10 protein-coding genes are annotated in these 19,298 nt (G+C 46.2%); 5 read left to right on the top strand and 5 right to left on the bottom strand.

Features of this window, described 5'->3' with window-relative positions:
* Positions 1 to 19 precede the first annotated feature (19 nt).
* From QUA03_RS21035 to QUA03_RS21025, 3 genes are all read right to left on the bottom strand, one after another.
* Positions 20 to 451, bottom strand: coding sequence for a type II toxin-antitoxin system VapC family toxin (locus QUA03_RS21035; protein ID WP_333214632.1), 432 nt, complete (start codon positions 449 to 451; stop codon positions 20 to 22).
* Positions 448 to 1,179, bottom strand: a complete 732-nt coding sequence (locus QUA03_RS21030; protein ID WP_333214630.1) for a hypothetical protein — start codon at positions 1,177 to 1,179, stop codon at positions 448 to 450. The genes QUA03_RS21035 and QUA03_RS21030 overlap by 4 nt, the downstream gene beginning before the upstream one ends.
* Positions 1,180 to 1,506: 327 nt before the next feature.
* A complete protein-coding gene (locus tag QUA03_RS21025) occupies positions 1,507 to 2,772 on the bottom strand; it encodes a folylpolyglutamate synthase/dihydrofolate synthase family protein (RefSeq protein WP_333214628.1) in 1,266 nt (421 codons plus the stop codon).
* A gap of 66 nt (positions 2,773 to 2,838) precedes the next feature.
* Here QUA03_RS21025 and QUA03_RS21020 point away from each other — a divergent pair, with 66 nt between their 5' ends.
* A complete protein-coding gene (locus QUA03_RS21020; protein ID WP_333214626.1) occupies positions 2,839 to 3,843 on the top strand; it encodes a DNA cytosine methyltransferase in 1,005 nt (334 codons plus the stop codon).
* Between the two features lie 257 nt (positions 3,844 to 4,100).
* On the opposite strand, the gene QUA03_RS21015 is transcribed toward QUA03_RS21020, so the two are convergent.
* A complete protein-coding gene (locus tag QUA03_RS21015) occupies positions 4,101 to 5,318 on the bottom strand; it encodes a glycosyltransferase (RefSeq protein WP_333214625.1) in 1,218 nt (405 codons plus the stop codon).
* Between the two features lie 78 nt (positions 5,319 to 5,396).
* Complete coding sequence (rsmI, locus tag QUA03_RS21010) at positions 5,397 to 6,278, bottom strand: 16S rRNA (cytidine(1402)-2'-O)-methyltransferase (protein WP_333214623.1); 882 nt, start codon at positions 6,276 to 6,278, stop codon at positions 5,397 to 5,399.
* A 69-nt stretch (positions 6,279 to 6,347) separates the two neighbouring features.
* On the opposite strand from rsmI, the gene QUA03_RS21005 reads away from it, so the two are divergent.
* The 4 genes from QUA03_RS21005 to QUA03_RS20990 all read left to right on the top strand — a co-directional run bounded on the left by QUA03_RS21005 (position 6,348) and on the right by QUA03_RS20990 (position 19,022).
* Positions 6,348 to 7,208 (top strand): sugar kinase, encoded by an 861-nt coding sequence (locus QUA03_RS21005; protein ID WP_333214621.1) that lies wholly within the window; start codon positions 6,348 to 6,350, stop codon positions 7,206 to 7,208.
* 232 nt (positions 7,209 to 7,440) lie between these two features.
* Positions 7,441 to 8,565 (top strand): cupin-like domain-containing protein, encoded by a 1,125-nt coding sequence (locus QUA03_RS21000; protein ID WP_333214619.1) that lies wholly within the window; start codon positions 7,441 to 7,443, stop codon positions 8,563 to 8,565.
* Between the two features lie 98 nt (positions 8,566 to 8,663).
* A complete protein-coding gene (locus QUA03_RS20995) occupies positions 8,664 to 9,542 on the top strand; it encodes an inositol monophosphatase family protein (RefSeq protein WP_333214617.1) in 879 nt (292 codons plus the stop codon).
* Between the two features lie 456 nt (positions 9,543 to 9,998).
* Positions 9,999 to 19,022, top strand: a complete 9,024-nt coding sequence (locus QUA03_RS20990; RefSeq protein WP_333214615.1) for a S8 family serine peptidase — start codon at positions 9,999 to 10,001, stop codon at positions 19,020 to 19,022.
* Positions 19,023 to 19,298 lie beyond the last annotated feature (276 nt).

Below are 19,298 nucleotides of genomic sequence, written 5' to 3'. Positions count from 1 at the left end.
TTGATCTCGCCTCTTGCTTTTAAGGTTGAATAGTCCAGTCTTCCTGCACTAAACCAGGCACTTTCTCAAAATCTTGTTTGTTGCGCGTAACGAGGATAGCATTATTAGCAAGTACAATAGCAGCAATCCGCAAATCTTGCGTGCTGATGCGTATTTTTTGACGACGGAACTCAGTGTAAATAGTGAAAGCATTCTGGTCAAATTTCAGAATGTTGAGATTTTTGAAATCATCTAATGTATCCCATAACCTGGTGTAACCCCATACTAATTTGTCCGCTTGCGAAGATGTCGAAGCCTTTCTGATAAAATCGAACCAGCCGCGAATTGCTTCCTCTACGGTTACGATAGTTACAGCAAGGTTTTCTGCGTTAACCTCGACCCGCTGCACCATCATTGGATGATTCTTTTGCAACTCGGAGAAACAATTCGTATCAAGTATGTATAGGCTCATTCTGTCTCAACCGCAGCGTCAATTTGACTGTAATAAGCTTCGGTTTCTGCATCGAGTTCGCGGCGATATTCTTCTATGTGTGCCAATACCTCATCGTAATACGGATCGTTTTCATACTTACCAGCTAACCTCACCCAAGGATTGTTCGATCGACTATTCGTGAGTTTGACAGAGACGATTTCTGCTTCGGCTAGCTGGGCATTTACTAAATCGTGAAGGTTTTGCAGTGCTTGCGATCGCGTCTCGCCAAAAGCTTTACATTCGGGCCATCCCAGCAACGCTGCACTGACTGTTCTGTCTGATTCGTTTTTAATGATTACGTGAGCCGTTGAGCTGTCGAACTCGCCCCCAAAGTTAGTGCGATCGGCTGCGCGAATGTCGCAGGTAGCGTTACCTGTTAAGAGTGTTTTTGTCTTGACTGTCTCCTTGGTGTTTTCCTGGCGCGACTTTTCTCTTTCTGCCATGATAAGCGGGTCTGCTTTGCGAACCGCGTCCAAAAATTTGACCATGTTTACTCTATCCTTGGTGTTTTCCTGGAGGAACTTTTCTAGTGCTTCTTGCCACCTCGCCGAGTCACCAGATACCTTGACTATAGAATAATCGATGTTTTCCTGACGCTGCTTGATTATGTTTCGCCTGAAAAGCTCGTCAAATAGTAAAGTTTGCTCTTGGGCTGGCAAAGCTTCTATATATTCAATTAGCGTTTGCACCGATATAAGGCTGCTCATAAACTTCTATCTCTAAATTTTTCTAAACTCACTTGTATTGTAACAAAAATTGGGCATTGGGCATGGGGCATTAATTTTCTTTTAGATTACCTCTTGCTTTTTTATGCTACTTGACGTATTATTAAATAATGGGAATTTGTGTCGCCATATATAAGCATATATAAGCTTTTAAGTTATTATCGAATGATGAAATTACCGCCTCTTCACAACGCGGATTCTATTCTCCTATTCGTTGCTAACGGACATGAGGTTACGACAAGAAACCCAGTGTCTATGAAGCACCTCTTGCCAGTTTACCCGAAGAATTCATCTTAAGGCAGGATGCGTTTAAGCTTGGGATTGTTGTTGTTGCAGAAAATGGCCGACGAGATAAAGCGAACCGCAAAGGATTGTTAGGTTGTCGCCTGTAACAGCAGCATCTAAAGCTGTTGTTAAGTCGGGGAAGGCTTGACAAAGAGTTAATTCGGGGCAGATAATTTGAGCTAGGGTGGCTAATTCTGCGGGGGATGATGAGTTTTGATCGGGTACGGGTACTAAGTAAAGCCGATCGCCCTTTTTGAGTAATGCTTTCAAAATATCATCGCAGTCTTTAGTCGCAAGAATGCCGATTACCCAGTTAATCGGTGACGGGTGATTGTTCAGGCGATCGACATATTCACGCAGGGCGATCGCGGCGGCGGGGTTGTGCGCGCCGTCAATTAATATATTGCGGTTTTTCCAAGTTGTCTGCTGGAGTCTTCCGGGCCATTGGGTTTTGGCGATACCGTTTTCGATGGCGGTTGGAGAAATTTGCCATCCTTGGTTTTGGAGAGTTTGCAAAGTTGCGATCGCAATTGCTGAATTCATTAGTTGAATTTTTCCCAGCAGCGGCAATTTATATTTTATTTTAACCGCATTTTGATTTAACTGATATTCTGCGAATCCTTGTCCTAAATCTATTGCTGGTTTTACCCAAGTTGCCGGACAGTCTAATTCTTGAATGCGTTTTTCTACTACTATTCTAGCTGATTCTGGCAATTCTCCGATAACTGCCGGACATTTTGCTTTAAGAATTCCCGCTTTTTCCCCAGCAATATCTGCCACGGTGGGGCCGAGTATTTGCCAGTGATCGAGACTGATAGAAGTGATGACGCTAACGAGAGGTGTTTCGCAAACGTTAGTCGCGTCTAATCTACCGCCCAATCCAGTTTCTATGACTGCGATGTCTGTTTTTTGTTCGGCGAAATACAGCCAAGCTGCTGCGGTGATTATTTCAAATTGAGTGGGAGTTTCGGTGTTATTTTCGGTAGCGGCGACAACTCGTTCTAGACACTGTTGCAATTCTGTTGGGGAAATCGGTTTTTGGTTGATGCAAATTCTTTCTGTCCAATCGATTAAATGCGGGGATGTGTAGCGTCCAACTCGATAGCCTGCTTCTGTTAGTACGGAAGAGAGATAAGCGCAAACGGAACCTTTGCCATTGGTGCCGGCAATGTGGATAATGGGTACTTGTTGGTGGGGGTTGTCTAGTTTTTGGAGAAGTTGGTGAATTCTTTCTAAGCCGAGATGGACGCCGAAATGTTGGTAAGATTGAAGGATGGATTCTGCATTCATTGAGGATTATTGGATTTTTTAACGAACCGCGAAGGCGCGAAAGGCGCGAAGGAAGAGAGGAGATAGATGTCGATAGGTATGAATATTATTTCTCTATTTTCGGGTTGTGGGGGGTTGGATTTGGGTTTTCGCTTGGCTGGGTTTAATCCGGTTTGGGCGAATGAATATGATAAGTCTATTTGGGATACGTATAATTTCAATCATCCTGAAACTATTTTAGATCGCAGAGATATCAGGAAAATCAAATCTGATGAAATTCCTAACTGTATTGGGATAATTGGCGGGCCTCCTTGTCAAAGTTGGAGTGAAGCAGGGGCGAAACGGGGGATTGATGACAGTCGGGGTCAACTTTTCTGGGAGTATATCAGAATTGTGCGGGACAAGCAGCCTTTGTTTTTTTTAGCTGAGAATGTTAGCGGTATCTTAGCTGCCAGAAACAAGGATGCTTTCACTTATATATTATCGCAGTTTGAGGACATCGGATATCGGGTTTCGTACAAGTTGTTGAATGCTAGAAATTTTGGTGTTCCGCAAGATAGGCAAAGGGTGATTGTTGTTGGCTATCGGGAAACTCTGGGTTTTGGTTTTGAGTTTCCCGAACCTGGAACTGAGGTTTTGACGCTGAAAGATGCGATTTTTGATTTGCAGGCGATCGCGCCAATGTCAGTTAAGGGTAAATTAGATAATTATCACGATTCTGTCCCAAATCACGAATGTGCGGATTTGGGGTTTTCCAGCCTTTATATGTCGCGCAATCGAGTTAGAAGTTGGTCAGAACCTTCTTTTACAATTCAGGCAAGCGGCAGACACGCACCTCTCCATCCTCAAGCTAGTAAAATGATTTTGGTTGGCAAAGACAAACGCATTTTTGACCCTAATTCGCCTTTGCCTTACCGTCGGCTTTCTGTGCGAGAGTGTGCGAGAGTTCAGACTTTCCCGGATGACTTTATTTTTAGGTACAAGTATATTGGTGATGGATACAAAATGGTCGGCAATGCTGTTCCTGTGAATTTGGCTAGAGTTTTGGCAAGTAAGATTTTTGAGGATATTGTCATAGGGCATAGGACATAGGGCATAGGACATAGGGCATCGGGCATCGGGCATCGGGCATCGGGCATCGGGCGTCGGGCATCGGGCATCGGGCATTGGTGTCAACTTAAGCCGACCATCTACCAGTCGCTAGGGAATGAATTCCACGGGGCTTTTAGCGAAAGTCCTCGCTATGAAGACTAATCTCAAATCCCGTTGACATTAGAATTATTCATCTCTCTCTTCTCTTCCTCTGTGTCCTCTGTGTCCTCTGTGGTTTCATCATTCCGAATTATCTGTCATTGAAACTTGGTTAACTGACCGAGATTGTGCTGAATCGCATTTGTCCCGCGAATATGAGACAAGGGAGAACCTCCGTACAAAAAGCTATTCAAACTAACTTGATAATTTTGCTGAACTGCTAAATCCAGCCACAAATTGTTAATCGCATCTCCCGGTTTGTAGTCGGGAATGTTGTGCTGATAGTAAGGAAAACTGTCTATACAAGTATTGAAAAAGTTCTTGCGCCCGCAATGCTTTAAATACTGATATCGCGGTTTGAATTCTGTTTGATTTTCCAATACTGTATATATAGTATCTGCGAGAGATTCCGGGTCAAATTTGGCGTAAAGACCCGCACCTTCGGGGAAAACAGGCGAGTTTCCTCTGGCGTATTGGTTGAATTCTTCAAAACAAATTACTGGTACGTTGCAACTCATGGCTTCGGTAATTCCCCTGTTTTTTCCTTCGAGGAGGGAACCGAGGACGAATGCTTGGGCTCGTGAATAATATGTGGGGATTTCGCTGTAGTAGTCTACTCTTGGCACTAAGTTAATGTAGTCCGAGGGATTGGTTAAAATTTCCTCGACTTGTTGCCATTCTTTTAAGGCGTACTGGTCGAGAGTTTTCAGGTTGCTAGCATCAAATTCGTGGCCGGTGACTACTGTTAATTTAATCGGTTTTTGCGGATATTTTTGGCGGTAAACTTTTAAGGCTTTTGCTATGATTGGCAAATTTTTTTCTTCGGAAATTCGGGAGACGGCTAGCAAGTCTATGTCTTTGGCGGGGACGTTGCGAGGGGAAATTAAGTATTCGTTGATGAAGTCGGTGTCTTGCAGTGGTATGATTGGTTTGTGGGCGCGATCGACATAAGTTTCGCGAAACCACTTTTCTCGCTGTGGGTTTTTGTATAAACTGGAGTAGGCGTCAGCTATGGGGGCCCAGGAATAGGAGATTCCGGGGGAATAGGTGAAGGAGAAAAATACTGAGGAAAGTTGGGGAAATAGTTTGTTGATGAGTTCGACTGCTTCGCTGAAGTAAATTCCTTTGATGAAACGCCCTTCGTAAAATAGTGGGGGAAGCAAGACGTAGAAACTGACGGTATCGAAGCGGTGGGGTTGGTCTTCAAATATCTCCCAGGTAAAGGCGTCTAAGTCTGCATAAATTTCGGCGATTGGTTTGTTAATGTGGGGGTTGCGTAAATATGGTTTTTGTCGATCGTAGTTTCCGCGTACCATATAATTCTGAGTGTGAGTATCTAGCTTTTTTTATTTAACCGCAGAGGGCGCAGAGGGCGCAGAGAAGAAGAGAGATATTCACAAGTCATCTAAGGGTTGTTCTACTGATTCATTGTCGCCAATTGTGAGGGCGAGTTGGTAGATTTGGCGCCGGGGGAGGGATGTTTGTTGCGCTAGCTGGCGACTGGCTTGGGAACGACTTATGCCTTCTGCAATTAATGTTTGCAATTCTGCTTTAATGGCGTCTTCGGAAAATATTGGGGCTGCTGTTTGGATGCCGGCAATTATGAGGGTAAATTCTCCCTGGGGTTCGCGATTGGTGTAAAGTGCGATCGCACTTTCTATACTACCACGCCAAAACTCTTCGTGCATTTTAGTTAACTCTCTCGCCAGCACAATCTGTCTGTCGCTGCCCAAAGTAGTTGCTAAATCTTGTAAAGTTTGCCGCAATCGGTGGGGAGATTCGTATAATATTATAGTGCGACATTCTATTTGCAAAGCTTCTAAACTCTGTTGGCGTTCTTGGCCTTTAACGGGTAAGAAACCTTCAAATACAAATCTTTCAGTGGGTAATCCTGATGCAGTTATGCCAACAATGCAGGCGGTCGGGCCGGGAATCGGAATAATGTTAATATTAGCATCGGCGCAGGCTTTAACTAACTCGGAACCGGGGTCAGAAATTCCCGGCATTCCAGCATCGGTGACGAGGGCGATATCTTTGCCTAAATGCAGTTTGTCGATGAGTTCGGGAAGTCGCTGGTGTTGGTTGTGTTCGTGATAGCTGATTTGGGGAGTTTTGATTTGGAAATGGTGCAAAAGTTTGCCTGTATGGCGGGTGTCTTCGGCGGCGATGAAGTCTACTGTTTGCAAGATTCGGATGGCGCGAAATGTCATGTCTTCGAGGTTGCCGATCGGGGTTCCTACGATGTAAAGTGTTCCTGTGGTGGGATTTGCTTGCATTTTTAGATTGGGATTTTTAACCGCAGATGGGACACGGGCGGGACGCCCATGCCACACATTTAAGAAGATATGAAAACAGGATTGTTTTTGGGATTGGCGACGTTAGATTTAATTTATTTAGCCGGGAAGCCTCCGGGTGAAAATCAGAAAGTTGTTGCTTCTGATTGTACCATTGCTGCGGGCGGGCCGGCGGCCAATGCTGCGGTCACTTTTAGCTATTTGGGGAATGCGGCGGCATGGGCTGGGGCTTTGGGCACTCACGCGATCGCCCAATTAATTCGTGCAGACTTAGCGGAGTATAATGTCAGGATAATTGATTTGGAACCTGGGCGATCGCACTCGCCGCCAGTTTCCTCGATTATTGTAACTGAAGCAACGGGCCATCGATCGGTAATTTCCATCAATGCTACGAAATCGCAAGTTGACAGTCAAACAATTAACCAGGATATTTTAACATCAGTTAGTATGGTACTGCTTGACGGACATCAAATCGCAGCCAGCCAAGAAATTGCTCAACTTGCCCACTCGAAAAACATTCCCATTGTCCTCGACGGCGGCAGTTGGAAACCCGGATTAGAGGAAATATTGCCTTTCGTTGAATGGGCTGTATGTTCCGAGAATTTTCATCCGCCCAACTGCGACAATTCAGAACAAGTCTTTGCTTACCTGTCAGCAGCCGGAATTTCCCATATTGCCATCACGCGCGGCGAAAAATCAATTTTATACCTCAGCAATGGCAGTTACGGCACGATACAAGTACCTCAAATTCAAGCCACAGACACTTTAGGCGCAGGCGACATCTTTCACGGCGCTTTCTGTCACTACATTTTGCAAAATAACAACTTTACAGATACTCTCACTGCAGCAGCTAAAATCGCTTCCGATTCCTGCAAAAACTTCGGAACCCGCGCCTGGATGAATAAGGGTTAATTTTAATTAAAAATTAATCAAAGTATCCGGGGAAAACCCCTCCCAGCTAGAAAAGTTGAACTAGCAACACCTATTAAGTTAAAATCCTGACAGCAACCTCGACAAAATTTGTGAACTTCTCTCTTCTCTTCCTTCGCGCCCTTTGCGCCTTCGCGGTTCGTTAACCAAATTGCTATATTAGTAAGACAAGTTAAAGTCACACAAAACACTCCCAAAACAACATACCCGAATCATGGCTGACACCCAACCCCTAACTATCACCCTTCCCCCTTTGCGGATTACCCTCACAGAACAACAGCAAGTTAACCTAGAATGGCTGACACAAAACTTGCCCAATCTACTCACCCCAAGCAAACAAGAAGTCCCCGACAATATGAAACAGTGGGTGGCGGCCAACAAATTATTAAATCAACCCGACGCAGAAATCATTCAAGCCTTAATAAGTACCGGCCTAGATGCGGAAACAGCCACCGCAGAAGTTAGGGAAATATCATCTCATCCCTACTTTCAAGCAGGTAGTCAGTACGTGCAGTTATTGCAGAAATTAGAATCGCATCTCAGGATTAGCAATCAATTAGCTGCATTGTCTTCCAAGTTTGGCACAATCGAACGCAAAAGCAGCCTTTCTAGAGAGTATTTTCTCGAAAATTACTACGCCAAAAATACTCCAGTAATTATTACCAATATTATGCACAACTGGAAAGCGTTGCAGTTGTGGACGCCGGAGTATTTGCAGCAAAAATACGGCGATGCAGAGGTACAAATTCAAGCCAACCGCAACTCTGACCCGAATTACGAAATTAAGATAGAAAATCACAAAAAAATTGTTTTGTTCCGCAAATATGTAGACATGGTGGTCAAAGGTGGGCCTAGCAACGACTACTACATGGTGGCTAACAACCAAACTCTGGAAAGAGAGGAATTTAAACCCCTATTTAACGACATTGAAATTTTCCCAGAATACCTAAATCCAACGGATACAAAAGGCAGAGTTTTCTTTTGGTTTGGGCCGAAAGGCACGATTACACCGCTGCACCATGACCCAGTTAATTTAATTTTAGCTCAAGTGTCTGGTCGCAAACTAATTAAATTGATTTCTCCGCAACAAACACCTCTGCTTTATAATCACGTCGGGGTTTTCAGCAAGGTGGACGGAGAAAATCCCGATTATGACAAATACCCGCTTTACAGAGATGCGAAAATTATTGAAGTGATTTTGGAACCGGGAGAAGCTATCTTTATTCCTGTCGGTTGGTGGCATCATGTAAAATCATTGGAGGTTAGTATTTCGGTTTCTTTTACTAATTTTGTGTTTCCTAATTATTATGAATGGAAATATCCTCATATTAATTGGTAATTGCTAATGTATGGTTCCCCGGGGCGGGCACGGGGACACCGCCCCTACAGAAATCTGCGTTAATCGGCGTTCATCTGCGGTTTACAAACAAGAAATTCATGAAAACTCTCGAAGAAATCAGCGAAATTGCCCGATCGATCGCCTGGAGTGCATCAGATATCCTACAATCCTATTATCGCCAGGATTGCCACACTCCTAACCTCGACATCCAGGAGAAAAAAGATGGCCCCATCACCGCTGCCGATGTCGCTGTCAATTCTTACATTCTCGACGAATTACAGTCGGCTTTAGGGAATGCAGAATTTGGCTATCTCACCGAAGAAACTTACAAATCTTATTTAGAAAAAAACGGTCAAGTTCCCTTACCTCAAAGTTGGGTTTGGATTATTGACCCTTTGGATGGAACGCGAGATTTTATTGACAGAACAGGTGAATTTGCCGTTCACATTGCTTTAGCATTCGAGGGGAGACCGGTATTAGCAGTTGTGGCTTGGCCCCAACAGCAAAAGATTTATTACGCAATCCGCGAGGCGGGCGCTTTTATGGAAAGTCGGGACGGTTCTGCGGTCAAATTGCAGGTTTCGGCGCGAAATATAGTGGCCGATTTATCTATAGTAACTAGCCGCAGTCACCGGGGCGATCGCTTTAATCAATTGTTACAAAAACTGCCTTGTCAAAATCAACTGGCTGTCGGTAGTATAGGCTGTAAAATTGCGACAATTGTAGAACAAAAGGCTGATGTTTATATTGCGCTTTCGGGAAAGTCTGCGCCTAAAGATTGGGATTTAGCGGCGCCCGAATTAATTTTGACTGAAGCGGGCGGTCAATTTACTCGTTTTGACGGTTCTACTTTGCAATATAACCGGGGAGATGTCAGTCAGTGGGGGGGATTGTTGGCGAGTAACGGCTGTTGTCACGCTGCTTTGTGTGGGGAAGCTGAGGGGATTTTAGCACGGATAGATGCGAGTTTGAAGTAAGTCCGCGCGTGCGAAGCTATCTCGTAGGGAATCGCCCGTAAAGATGGTCAAGAATAAGTTTTAGGGGCGGGTTTACGAGATAATTGGTATTAGGCAATTATCTCGTAAACCCGCCCCCATCCTTGCCCGAAAGTCCTCCAGGGCTTGAAAAAAGCGGCTCAATTACATCGCAGATATCTATCAAAAATCCCGATCTTAATATTTGAGTCTCATTACACTTGCAATTAAAGTGCTTTTGTGTTACTTCATCCACCTCGCGCTGGCTCATCCGTAATATTACTTAATAAATTTCCCCATCTTTATCAAAACTTTAATTAAAAAACTGTTTATAAAGAAAACTTTATATAGATTTTTAGAAAAAACAGTTATTGTTACTACAACATTCAGAAAGTGTTTCGGACGCAAGTCGCGAAACAGGGGAATTATTGTCTTTTTTTAGCTATTAGTAGGTGCAATATGCCAAATTTCAATAATCAAGTTTCTCCAAGTTCGATCGCCTTTATCGACACTCAAGTTGAAAATTATCAAAGTTTAGTCGCTGGGGTAAAACCGGGTACGGAAGTAGTCGTTGTGGATGGGAATAAAGATGCGATCGACCAAATTACTCAAATTTTAGCTCTTCGTACCAATATTGACAGCATTCACATCGTTTCTCACGGTGCTCCCGGCAGCTTGCAAGTCGGCGACGGTAGCTTGAGTTTAGATGATATAGAGTGCGATCGGGATTCTCTACAGCAATGGTTTTCGCCACAAACCGACTCAAGGAGCAAAAATCGACCTAATATCCTCCTGTACGGGTGTTCCGTAGCAGCAGGCGAGACAGGTAAAGCATTTGTCAAACGCTTGAGTGAGTTAACCGGCGCGTCGGTTGCGGCTTCCCAAAACCTCACAGGAAGTGTAGCAAAAGGTGGCGACTGGGAACTGGAAATGAGAACCGGGAAAATAGAAACCCCGCTGGTATTTGAAGCCGAAGTGTTAGCGGGTTACGAGTATGTTTTGAATAGTTTTGGTACTCCGACTAATATTGGTGCAGGGACAAATCCCAACGGTATTGCTACCGGGGATTTTAACGTCGATGGCCAACCTGATTTAGCTGTAACAAACCAAGGATCTGACACTGTTTCCATCCTGTTAGGAAATCGGACTGGTGGCTTTAATCCCGCGCCTATTCCTACCTTGGCGGTGTCAAGTCCCACATCGATCACGATCGGCAATTTTAACAATGATAATTTCCCCGACTTGGCAGTAGTGGGTAGCGGCACTGGCGGCGCCCTCTCAATTTTCTTAGGAAATGGTACGGGCGGTTTTGGCAGCCCCACTCCATATCCCACAGGAGTATATCCTATCTCGGTTGCAGTTGGGAAGTTTAACGCCGATAACTTTTCAGACGTAGCAGTAGTCAATGCAAGCCCTGGCAGTACCTCTGGGACTGTCACAATTTTGCTGGCAAATAGCAGTGGCAGCGGGGCATTAAATTTCAGCACTAACTTGAGCGCGCAGTCAATTCCCGGTTTGATGACAGTGGGGGACTTTAACGGAGATACTTTTTCCGATTTAGCTGTGCCGAACAGTTTCTCTAACACCATTTCTGTTTTTTTAGCGAATGGTACTGGCGGCTTTGGTGTAGCTACTAATTTTGGGGGTGGAACAAATCCAAATTCGATCGCTAATGGGGACTTTAACGGAGACAATTTCCTCGACTTAGCCGTAGTTAACGCTAACAGTGTGTCAATTCGATTAGGAAATGGCACAGGCGGCTTTGGCGCAGCCACTGAGGTTAGCGCCGGAACAAGTATGCAAGGCATTGTCGCCCAAGACTTTAGCGGAGATGGCAAACTTGACTTAGCCGTAAGAAGCAGCAGCGGCGCATCAATTCTAGTAGGCAACGGCAATGGCGGTTTTAGTACACCCATTAACTTTGCTGCAAACACAGATCCAAATTCCATTATTGCAGGCAACTTTAATGCTGATACTCTCCCGGATTTGGCAGTAACTAACAGCGGTTCAGATAACGTTTCAATTCTGCTAAATACACCCAATACAGTGAATTTCGGTGCAGCAACCTACCCTGGCACAGAAGGAACAACGGATACAGTAGTTAATATTCCCATCACCATCAGCGGTGGCACTCCCTTCACCGATGTAACAGTACCAATTGCGATCGACCCCAGCAGCAGTGCCACCGAAAACTCAGACTACACCATTTCCCCTACCTCGATTAAATTCCCCGCAGGTGCAACAGGTTCCGCACTCACCCAAAATATTGCAGTTACTATCAAACCCGACAATCTCCCTGAAAACGCCGAAACAGCAATCCTCAACTTCGGCACAATCACCGGAGGCATTGCCGGTACAACCAAACAAACAACATTAACTATTGCAGCCAACGGTACAGTTTCTTACGCCATCGCCGCCGGTACTCCCAGCATTCTTGAAGGCAATAGCGGCACAAAACCTCTGACTTTCACCGCCACTCGCAGCGGCAACACAGGCGGGGCAAGTAGCGTCAATTATACGATCGCCGGAACAGCTACAAACATCAGCGATTACAACAACATCGGTGGCACTTCTGGGGCAACTACTCCTACTGGCACAATTAATTTTGCCGCCGATGAAACATCCAAAACCATTACTCTCGACTTATTAGGCGACACCCTAGTTGAACCCGACGAAACCATAGCCGTCACCCTTTCAAGTCCCACAGGCCCAGGCGTAACACCGACAATTACCACTGCTACCGCTACCACAACTATTACTAATGATGACAAAGCTGGCTTTACTGTTAACCCAATATCGGGATTAACTACAAGTGAAGTTGGTGGCAAGGCAGAATTTACAGTCAAACTCAACGCTCAACCCACTGCTGACGTTACCATCGGTTTGAGGAGTGATAATGTTGCCGAAGGAACAGTTTCAACTAATAGCTTAACTTTCACTTCTGGTAACTACGATCAACCGCAACCAATAACGATAAGTGGTGTTGACGATTTAGTAGCTGATGGCCCTCTACCTTACAAAATAGTCACGACTGCTGCTGTGAGTACCGATGTTAATTACAATAACCTCGATCCTGATGATGTCACAGTCACCAACAGTGATAACGAAACTCCGGGAATTACGGTGAATCCGACGGCGGGATTAACTACGGGCGAAGATGGCACTAAGGCTAGCTTTACTGTGGTTCTGAATACTAAGCCGACTGCTGATGTTACTATCGGTTTGAGCAGTGATAAGGTTGCGGAGGGAACAGTTTCAACTAATAGCTTAACTTTCACTACTGCTAACTGGAACACACCGCAGCCGGTGACAGTAACAGGGGTTAATGATAGCATTGTTGACGGCGATATTGGCTACAAGATTCTCACGGCGGCTACTGTTAGTACAGATCCCATTTACAACAACAAAGATGTAGCGGATGTTAGCCTCAGCAATAAAGACGATGATACGGCTGGTATTTCTATTACTCCCACGGCAACAACTGCGACAGAAGGCGGGGCGACAGGCAGTTATGAGCTCAAATTAACGTCGCAGCCGATCGCCCCTGTAAGCATTAACTTTAATGCCGGAAGTGAAATAAATGCGATCGCGCCTGTTACCTTTGACAGCACGAATTGGAATGTTGCCAAAACTGTCACTGTCACCGCTACCGACGATAGCAAAGCCGAAGGCACGCACACGGGTACGATCGCTCACACTGTTACGAGTACAGACACTAAGTATAACGGCACAACAATTCAGGATGTCAATGTAGCGATTACCGACAACGACACAGCAGGTGTCAGCATTACACCTACGAGCACAACTGCTACAGAAGGCGGGGCGAATGGCAGTTATGAGCTTAAGTTAACGTCGGAGCCGATCGCTCCTGTTACCATTAACTTTAATGCCGGAAGTGAAATAAATGCGATCGGGACAATTACCTTTGACAGCACTAACTGGAATGTTGCCAAAACTGTCACTGTCACCGCTAACGACGATGCGGTTGTTGAAGGAAATCATACAGGCAGTATTTCTCATACGGCTGCGAGTGCTGATAGTAAGTATAGTGCGATCGCGATTCCGGGCGTGACAGTGGCGATTACTGATAACGACACTGCACCGACGCCAACTCCAGTTACACCGACGCCAACTCCAGTTACACCGACGCCAACGCCAGTTACACCGACGCCAACGCCAGTTACACCGACGCCAACTCCAGTTACACCGACGCCAACTCCAGTTACACCGACGCCAACTCCAGTTGCACCGACGCCAACGCCAGTTACACCGACGCCAACGCCAGTTACACCGACGCCAACGCCAGTTACACCGACGCCAACGCCAGTTACACCGACGCCAACTCCAGTTACACCGACGCCAACTCCAGTTACACCGACGCCAACTCCAGTTACACCGACGCCGATACTTGGAAGTCCCGGCATTGTTATTAGTCCGGCATCGGGATTAGTAACTACAGAAGCAGGTGGCACAGACCAATTCACCATCAAACTCAACCGCCAACCGACTGCGGATGTAACGATTGGTTTGCGTAGCAGCAATGAGGCAGAGGGAGTAATTTCAACGGAATCAATTACCTTCAATTCTGCTAATTGGAATCAGTGGCGGCCGGTTACGGTAACGGGTGTCAACGATCGAGTATTTGACGGCGATAAGACTTATCAGATTGTGACTGCCCCTGCTGTGAGTGCCGATAGTAACTACAACGGTCTCGATGCACCGGATGCCACTGTTGTTAACAGGGGTAACGAGACTGCTAGCAATGCGCGAGTCGCAGTCGATCCCTCAACTGGGGTGGAATATAAGCCAGGTGAGCTTCTAGTTAAGTTGAGACGTAATGTAAACGATGTTGCCATCCAGAGTGTTTTTCAAATTAATGGCGCGATCGCAATCGAAGACTTAGTGCCGCCAAGCGTACAGATCAATTCAGCAGTGGAGCCAGGTGAATTGGAGCAATGGCGATTAGTAAAGTTGGCTCCAAATGCAGATTTGCTAGCGACTCAAACCAGCTTAGCTCAAGATCCCAGGGTCGAGACCGTTGAACTCAACTATTTGCTCTCTATCAACTCAGTACCCAACGATCCACAATTCGATCAACTCTGGGGTTTGAATAATGCTGGACAGACTGGTGGGACGCCAGATGCCGATATTGATGCACCGGAAGCTTGGGATATTCAAAGGGGTAGCAAAAATGTAGTAGTGGCGGTCATTGACACGGGTGTGGACTACGATCACCAAGACCTTGCTGCTAATATGTGGACGAACTCAGTAGAAATAGCAGGCATAAAAAACGAAGATGATGATGGCAACGGCTACATTGATGATGTGCGCGGTTATGACTTTACTAACAAAGACCCAGACCCGATGGATGACAATGGTCATGGTACCCACGTGGCGGGAACAATCGGAGCTGCTGGCAACAACAACATCGGTGTAGTGGGGGTGAGCCCCAATGTTAGCATCATGCCATTAAAGTTTCTCGACTTTCAGGGAAGGGGGTCGACTAGCGATGTAATCCAAGCAGTTGACTACGCCACAAAAAATGGGGCAAAGGTGATTAATGCCAGCTTTGGTGGTGGCGGGTTCTCCCAAGCTGAGAAAGATGCGATCGGCGACGCCAACAAGAAGGGCGTTTTGTTTATAGCAGCAGCGGGTAATGACAGTTCAGACAACGACAGTGAGCCGTCTTACCCTGCTAACTACGACCTCCCTAATGTCATCTCGGTAGCTGCCACGAATTACGTAGACCAGCTATCCTGGTTCTCGAATTATGGAAAAAATACAGTAGACCTAGGTGCTCCAGGCGGAACTGCTGCGGTTTTTCCACGCGATCAGCGTGACATCCGCAGCACACTCCCTAATAATCAGTATGGCTGGGGTGCAGGCACCTCTCAAGCAGCCCCTCATGTGGCAGGTGCAGCGGCTCTGCTTTTAGCTCAGAACCCCAGCCTGACAGTCACGGAGCTAAAAAACATCTTAATGACAACTACTGACCCACTTCCTTCTCTGCAAGGGACAACGGTCAGTGGCGGACGCTTGAATCTCCGGAAAGCCCTCAACCAAATTTCAGTTTTTACCGACACGAACGTTCCGATATCTGGTTTGTATTCAGCTATCTGGGGAGACTACAACAATGACGGCAAACTGGATATCCTCGGAAACAACCGAACCTACTACAACACTGGAATCTACGACAACACCGGTCAAAGATTGAGCGAAGTTGGCTTTAGCGAAGCCGACTTGCCAGGTTATAACCCAATCTGGGGAGATTTTAACAATGACGGGCGACTGGATGCCACGCTGACCAACACCAATCTCGATAGCAACAACACTCTCAGGTACGAAATCTACCGCAACGTTCCTAATAACACTTACAGTAATGCGGACTTTAAGTTGGAAACAGTTCTACGTGACAAGCTCCCCTCTACAATTTTTAGCTCGAGTTGGTCAGATTACAACAATGACGGGCGTCCCGATTTGTTGCTCAATACACAAGGCTCTTACCCGGAATACCCGATCGTCACCACGCTCTATCGCAACACAGGTGCGATCGCTCAAGACCGCTTTAAAGACAGCGAAGCACGTCTCGATACTGGCGAACCGCTATTTTCTACTAGCGAAATAGCTGGTGCTACCAGTTCAGGGGTTTGGGCAGATTACGACAATGATGGCAAACTCGATATCCTGATCAAGGTAAGGGAGTCACAGCAGACTCAATCAGGGCAGCAAAGGCAAAAAGCCAAACTCTACCGCAACTTGGGCGATGGCGTTTTTAAAGACACAAACGTATCATTGCCTGGTTTAGGTTCAGAATTCCCTCGCTTTGGCGCCAATGTTTATGATATGGCCTGGGGAGACTACGACAACGACGGGAAACTTGATATTTTGCTCACGGGGGCGATCGAGGGCGCGAATGGTTCAGGCCAGCTTTTCACCAAAGTCTACCGCAACACAACCAGTGAAAATGGGTCAGCCAGCTTTGAAGACATAGGTGCACAGATACCTGGTTTGAGTCAAGCTAAAGCTGCTTGGGGAGATTACGACAATAACGGCAAATTGGATATCCTGGTCACTGGTTGGAAGCAGGAAAACCCCCAAAGTTTAGGAACAAGCGTCACCAAAATCTACTATCAAAACACCGGCAATGGCTTTACCGACAGTGGCGTACAAATCGATAGTGGCGCAGAGCCTGGTAATAAGTTCGACTCCTACCCTGCTTGGGGAGACTACGACAAGGATGGTAAATTGGATATCCTGCTCACGGGTTCTTCAACAAACAACCCCTACGGGTTCATAAACGAAAACGACTTCTTTACCAAAGTCTTCCGCAATAACACTGCGATCGCGAACACTCCTCCCAGTCCACCCGCACTACTACCGGCTGAAGTTTCCGGTCGAGATGTTACCTTCAAGTGGAACCGAGGGACAGACGAGGAAACTCCAGATCTCGGTTTAAGCTACAACCTGCGAGTTACGGGATCGGATGGCAAGGATATTCTTTCCCCGATGTCTTGGAATATCGATGGAACTCGGCAACTCGTAGGTTTGGGGAATGTCAGTCAAAACACCCGCTGGCAACTGAAAGACTTGCCTCGCGGAGAATATAACTGGGGCGTGCAAGCAATTGATACTGCTTGGGAAGGTTCGCTCTTTGCCGGAGGAGGCACTTTTAGAATTGAGAACAGTCCTCCAGAAAAGCAAATTAACCTGGGCTCTCGGTACAGTGAGTTTAACCAAGCCATCAAAGATGTATACACTGACCCCGATGGCGACCAGATTAATTACCAGTTAACTCTACCTGATGGCAGTCCTTTAGAATTTAGTGGCTCAAACACTAATTGGCTAGGACTTCAATTCAACCCTTGGGAAAACACCATCACATTCACCGGAACTCCCCCAAGCGGTTCGCAACCCTTCGAGGCGAAGTTAATAGCTACAGACTCTTTCGGTGGCCGTAGCGAACAGACTTTCAAGGTAACAACGACAGCAGATGGACGCTGGGTGATTGATGGTTATATCTCCGGTGCAACTGTGTTCTTAGATGCCAACAAAAACGGCGTCAAAGACACCAATGAACCATCCACCACAACCGACACAGGCGGTAAATTCAATCTCAACATCCCCTTCGAGACATTCGACACCAACAACAACGGAGAAATCGACCCATCAGAAGGCAATCTAGTAGCCATAGGAGGCATTGACACCGCCACCGGCTTACCCCTAGAAACACCAGTCACCGCACCACCAGATGCGAGTGTAGTCACCCTCCTAACCAGCTTAGTCGCCGACTTAATCGACAAAGGAATTGAACCAGAAGAAGCCCAATCTTTAGTCAAAGCCGCCCTTTCTCTCCCCGCTGATGTTGACCTAACTAGCTTCGATCCAATCTTAGCGACTAACAACAATCAACCGGGCGGAGTCGAAGTCTTAGCCGCAATGGTGAAAGTCCAAAACTTCATCACTCAAACCAGCGGTTTGATTGACGGTGCATCCAGTGCAGTCAATACCGATATTGTCAAAGCTGTTGTCAGTTCAATCACGGCTCAAATTCAATCCGGTACAGTCTTAAACCTCAGCAATGCAGCAGCCTTAGAACCAATCATTCAGCAAGCAGCCGCGAAAATCCAGCAAATAGACCCCAGTTTCAACAGTCAACAAATCAGCCAAATTACATCGCAATCCGCGACAGTAATGGCAACAGCCAATCAGCGCATTGATGCCGCTGTCTCCAACCCAACAGCAACATCAATTCCTGAATCACTTGCCCGCCTCCAACAAGTAGCCTTGGGCCCAACCACTCAAGACTTCAAAGCTGTTGGTTCAGGAAATAAACCTATTTCCCAGCTAGTTGCTGACAACACTGGTACTGCTTTAGATAGCAGAATTGAAGCTGTAGTGTTGCCGACTGGGATTGCAACTCCTGTTGTCAGCGGCGATGCTGATTTGGGCAGCAATTCCCCGAATGCAATTCTCGGTACAAATGGAGACGATATCCTGACGGGCGACAGCGGGAATAATGTGTTGATGGGCATGAGGGGCAATGATTCCCTCGATGGAGTTCTGGGGAATGACACTATTTTCGGTGGCAAAGGTAGCGATACAATCCTGGGAAGTAGCGGTGATGATGTCTTGTTTGGCAACCGTGGTGCTGACATTTTGAACGGCGATGATGGTAATGATATTCTTTACGGAGGTAAGGGAGATGATTTACTCAATGGCGGTTTAGGAATTGATACCTTGGTAGGAGGAATGGGAGTAGATAAATTCCTACTCTCTACCAATTCCGGTACTGATACGATTACTGATTTTGAAGTCGGTAAAGATTTGTTAGTATTGGGTAATGGGTTAAGTTTCTCGCAATTGGCGATTGCTCAAGATAGCGGTGCAACTTTAATCCGGTTGGCACAAACAGGGGAAGTTTTAGCTTCTCTGGGTGGTGTTTCTGCTAGCAGTATTAGTGCGGTTAATTTCGGATTGATTTAAGAGCGATTTCGGGTCAAGCAATTGTTCTAATAGTTCGCTCGATCCCCCCTAGCCCCCCTTAATAAGGGGGGGACAAGAGTATTCAATGTCCCCCTTATTAAGGGGGATTTAGGGGGATCGAAACTTAAACAACAATGAAAAATACAGCGTCTTCTCTTCAATCCGCGCAGGCGGATTTTGTCCGTGTAGACGCGGTTTCAAGAGACTGTTGGCGAATGTCTGAGGGGTTTCACCCCTCAGACATCGCCGTCCTGAATAGGCAGAATGATTGTGTAA

Source organism: Microcoleus sp. S36b_A4 (assembly GCF_036700645.1).
In the GTDB taxonomy this organism is placed as follows: Bacteria; Cyanobacteriota; Cyanobacteriia; order Cyanobacteriales; family Microcoleaceae; genus Microcoleus.
The sequence above is the reverse complement of the archived record's forward strand: the minus strand, read 5'-3'. Positions and strand labels throughout refer to the sequence as shown.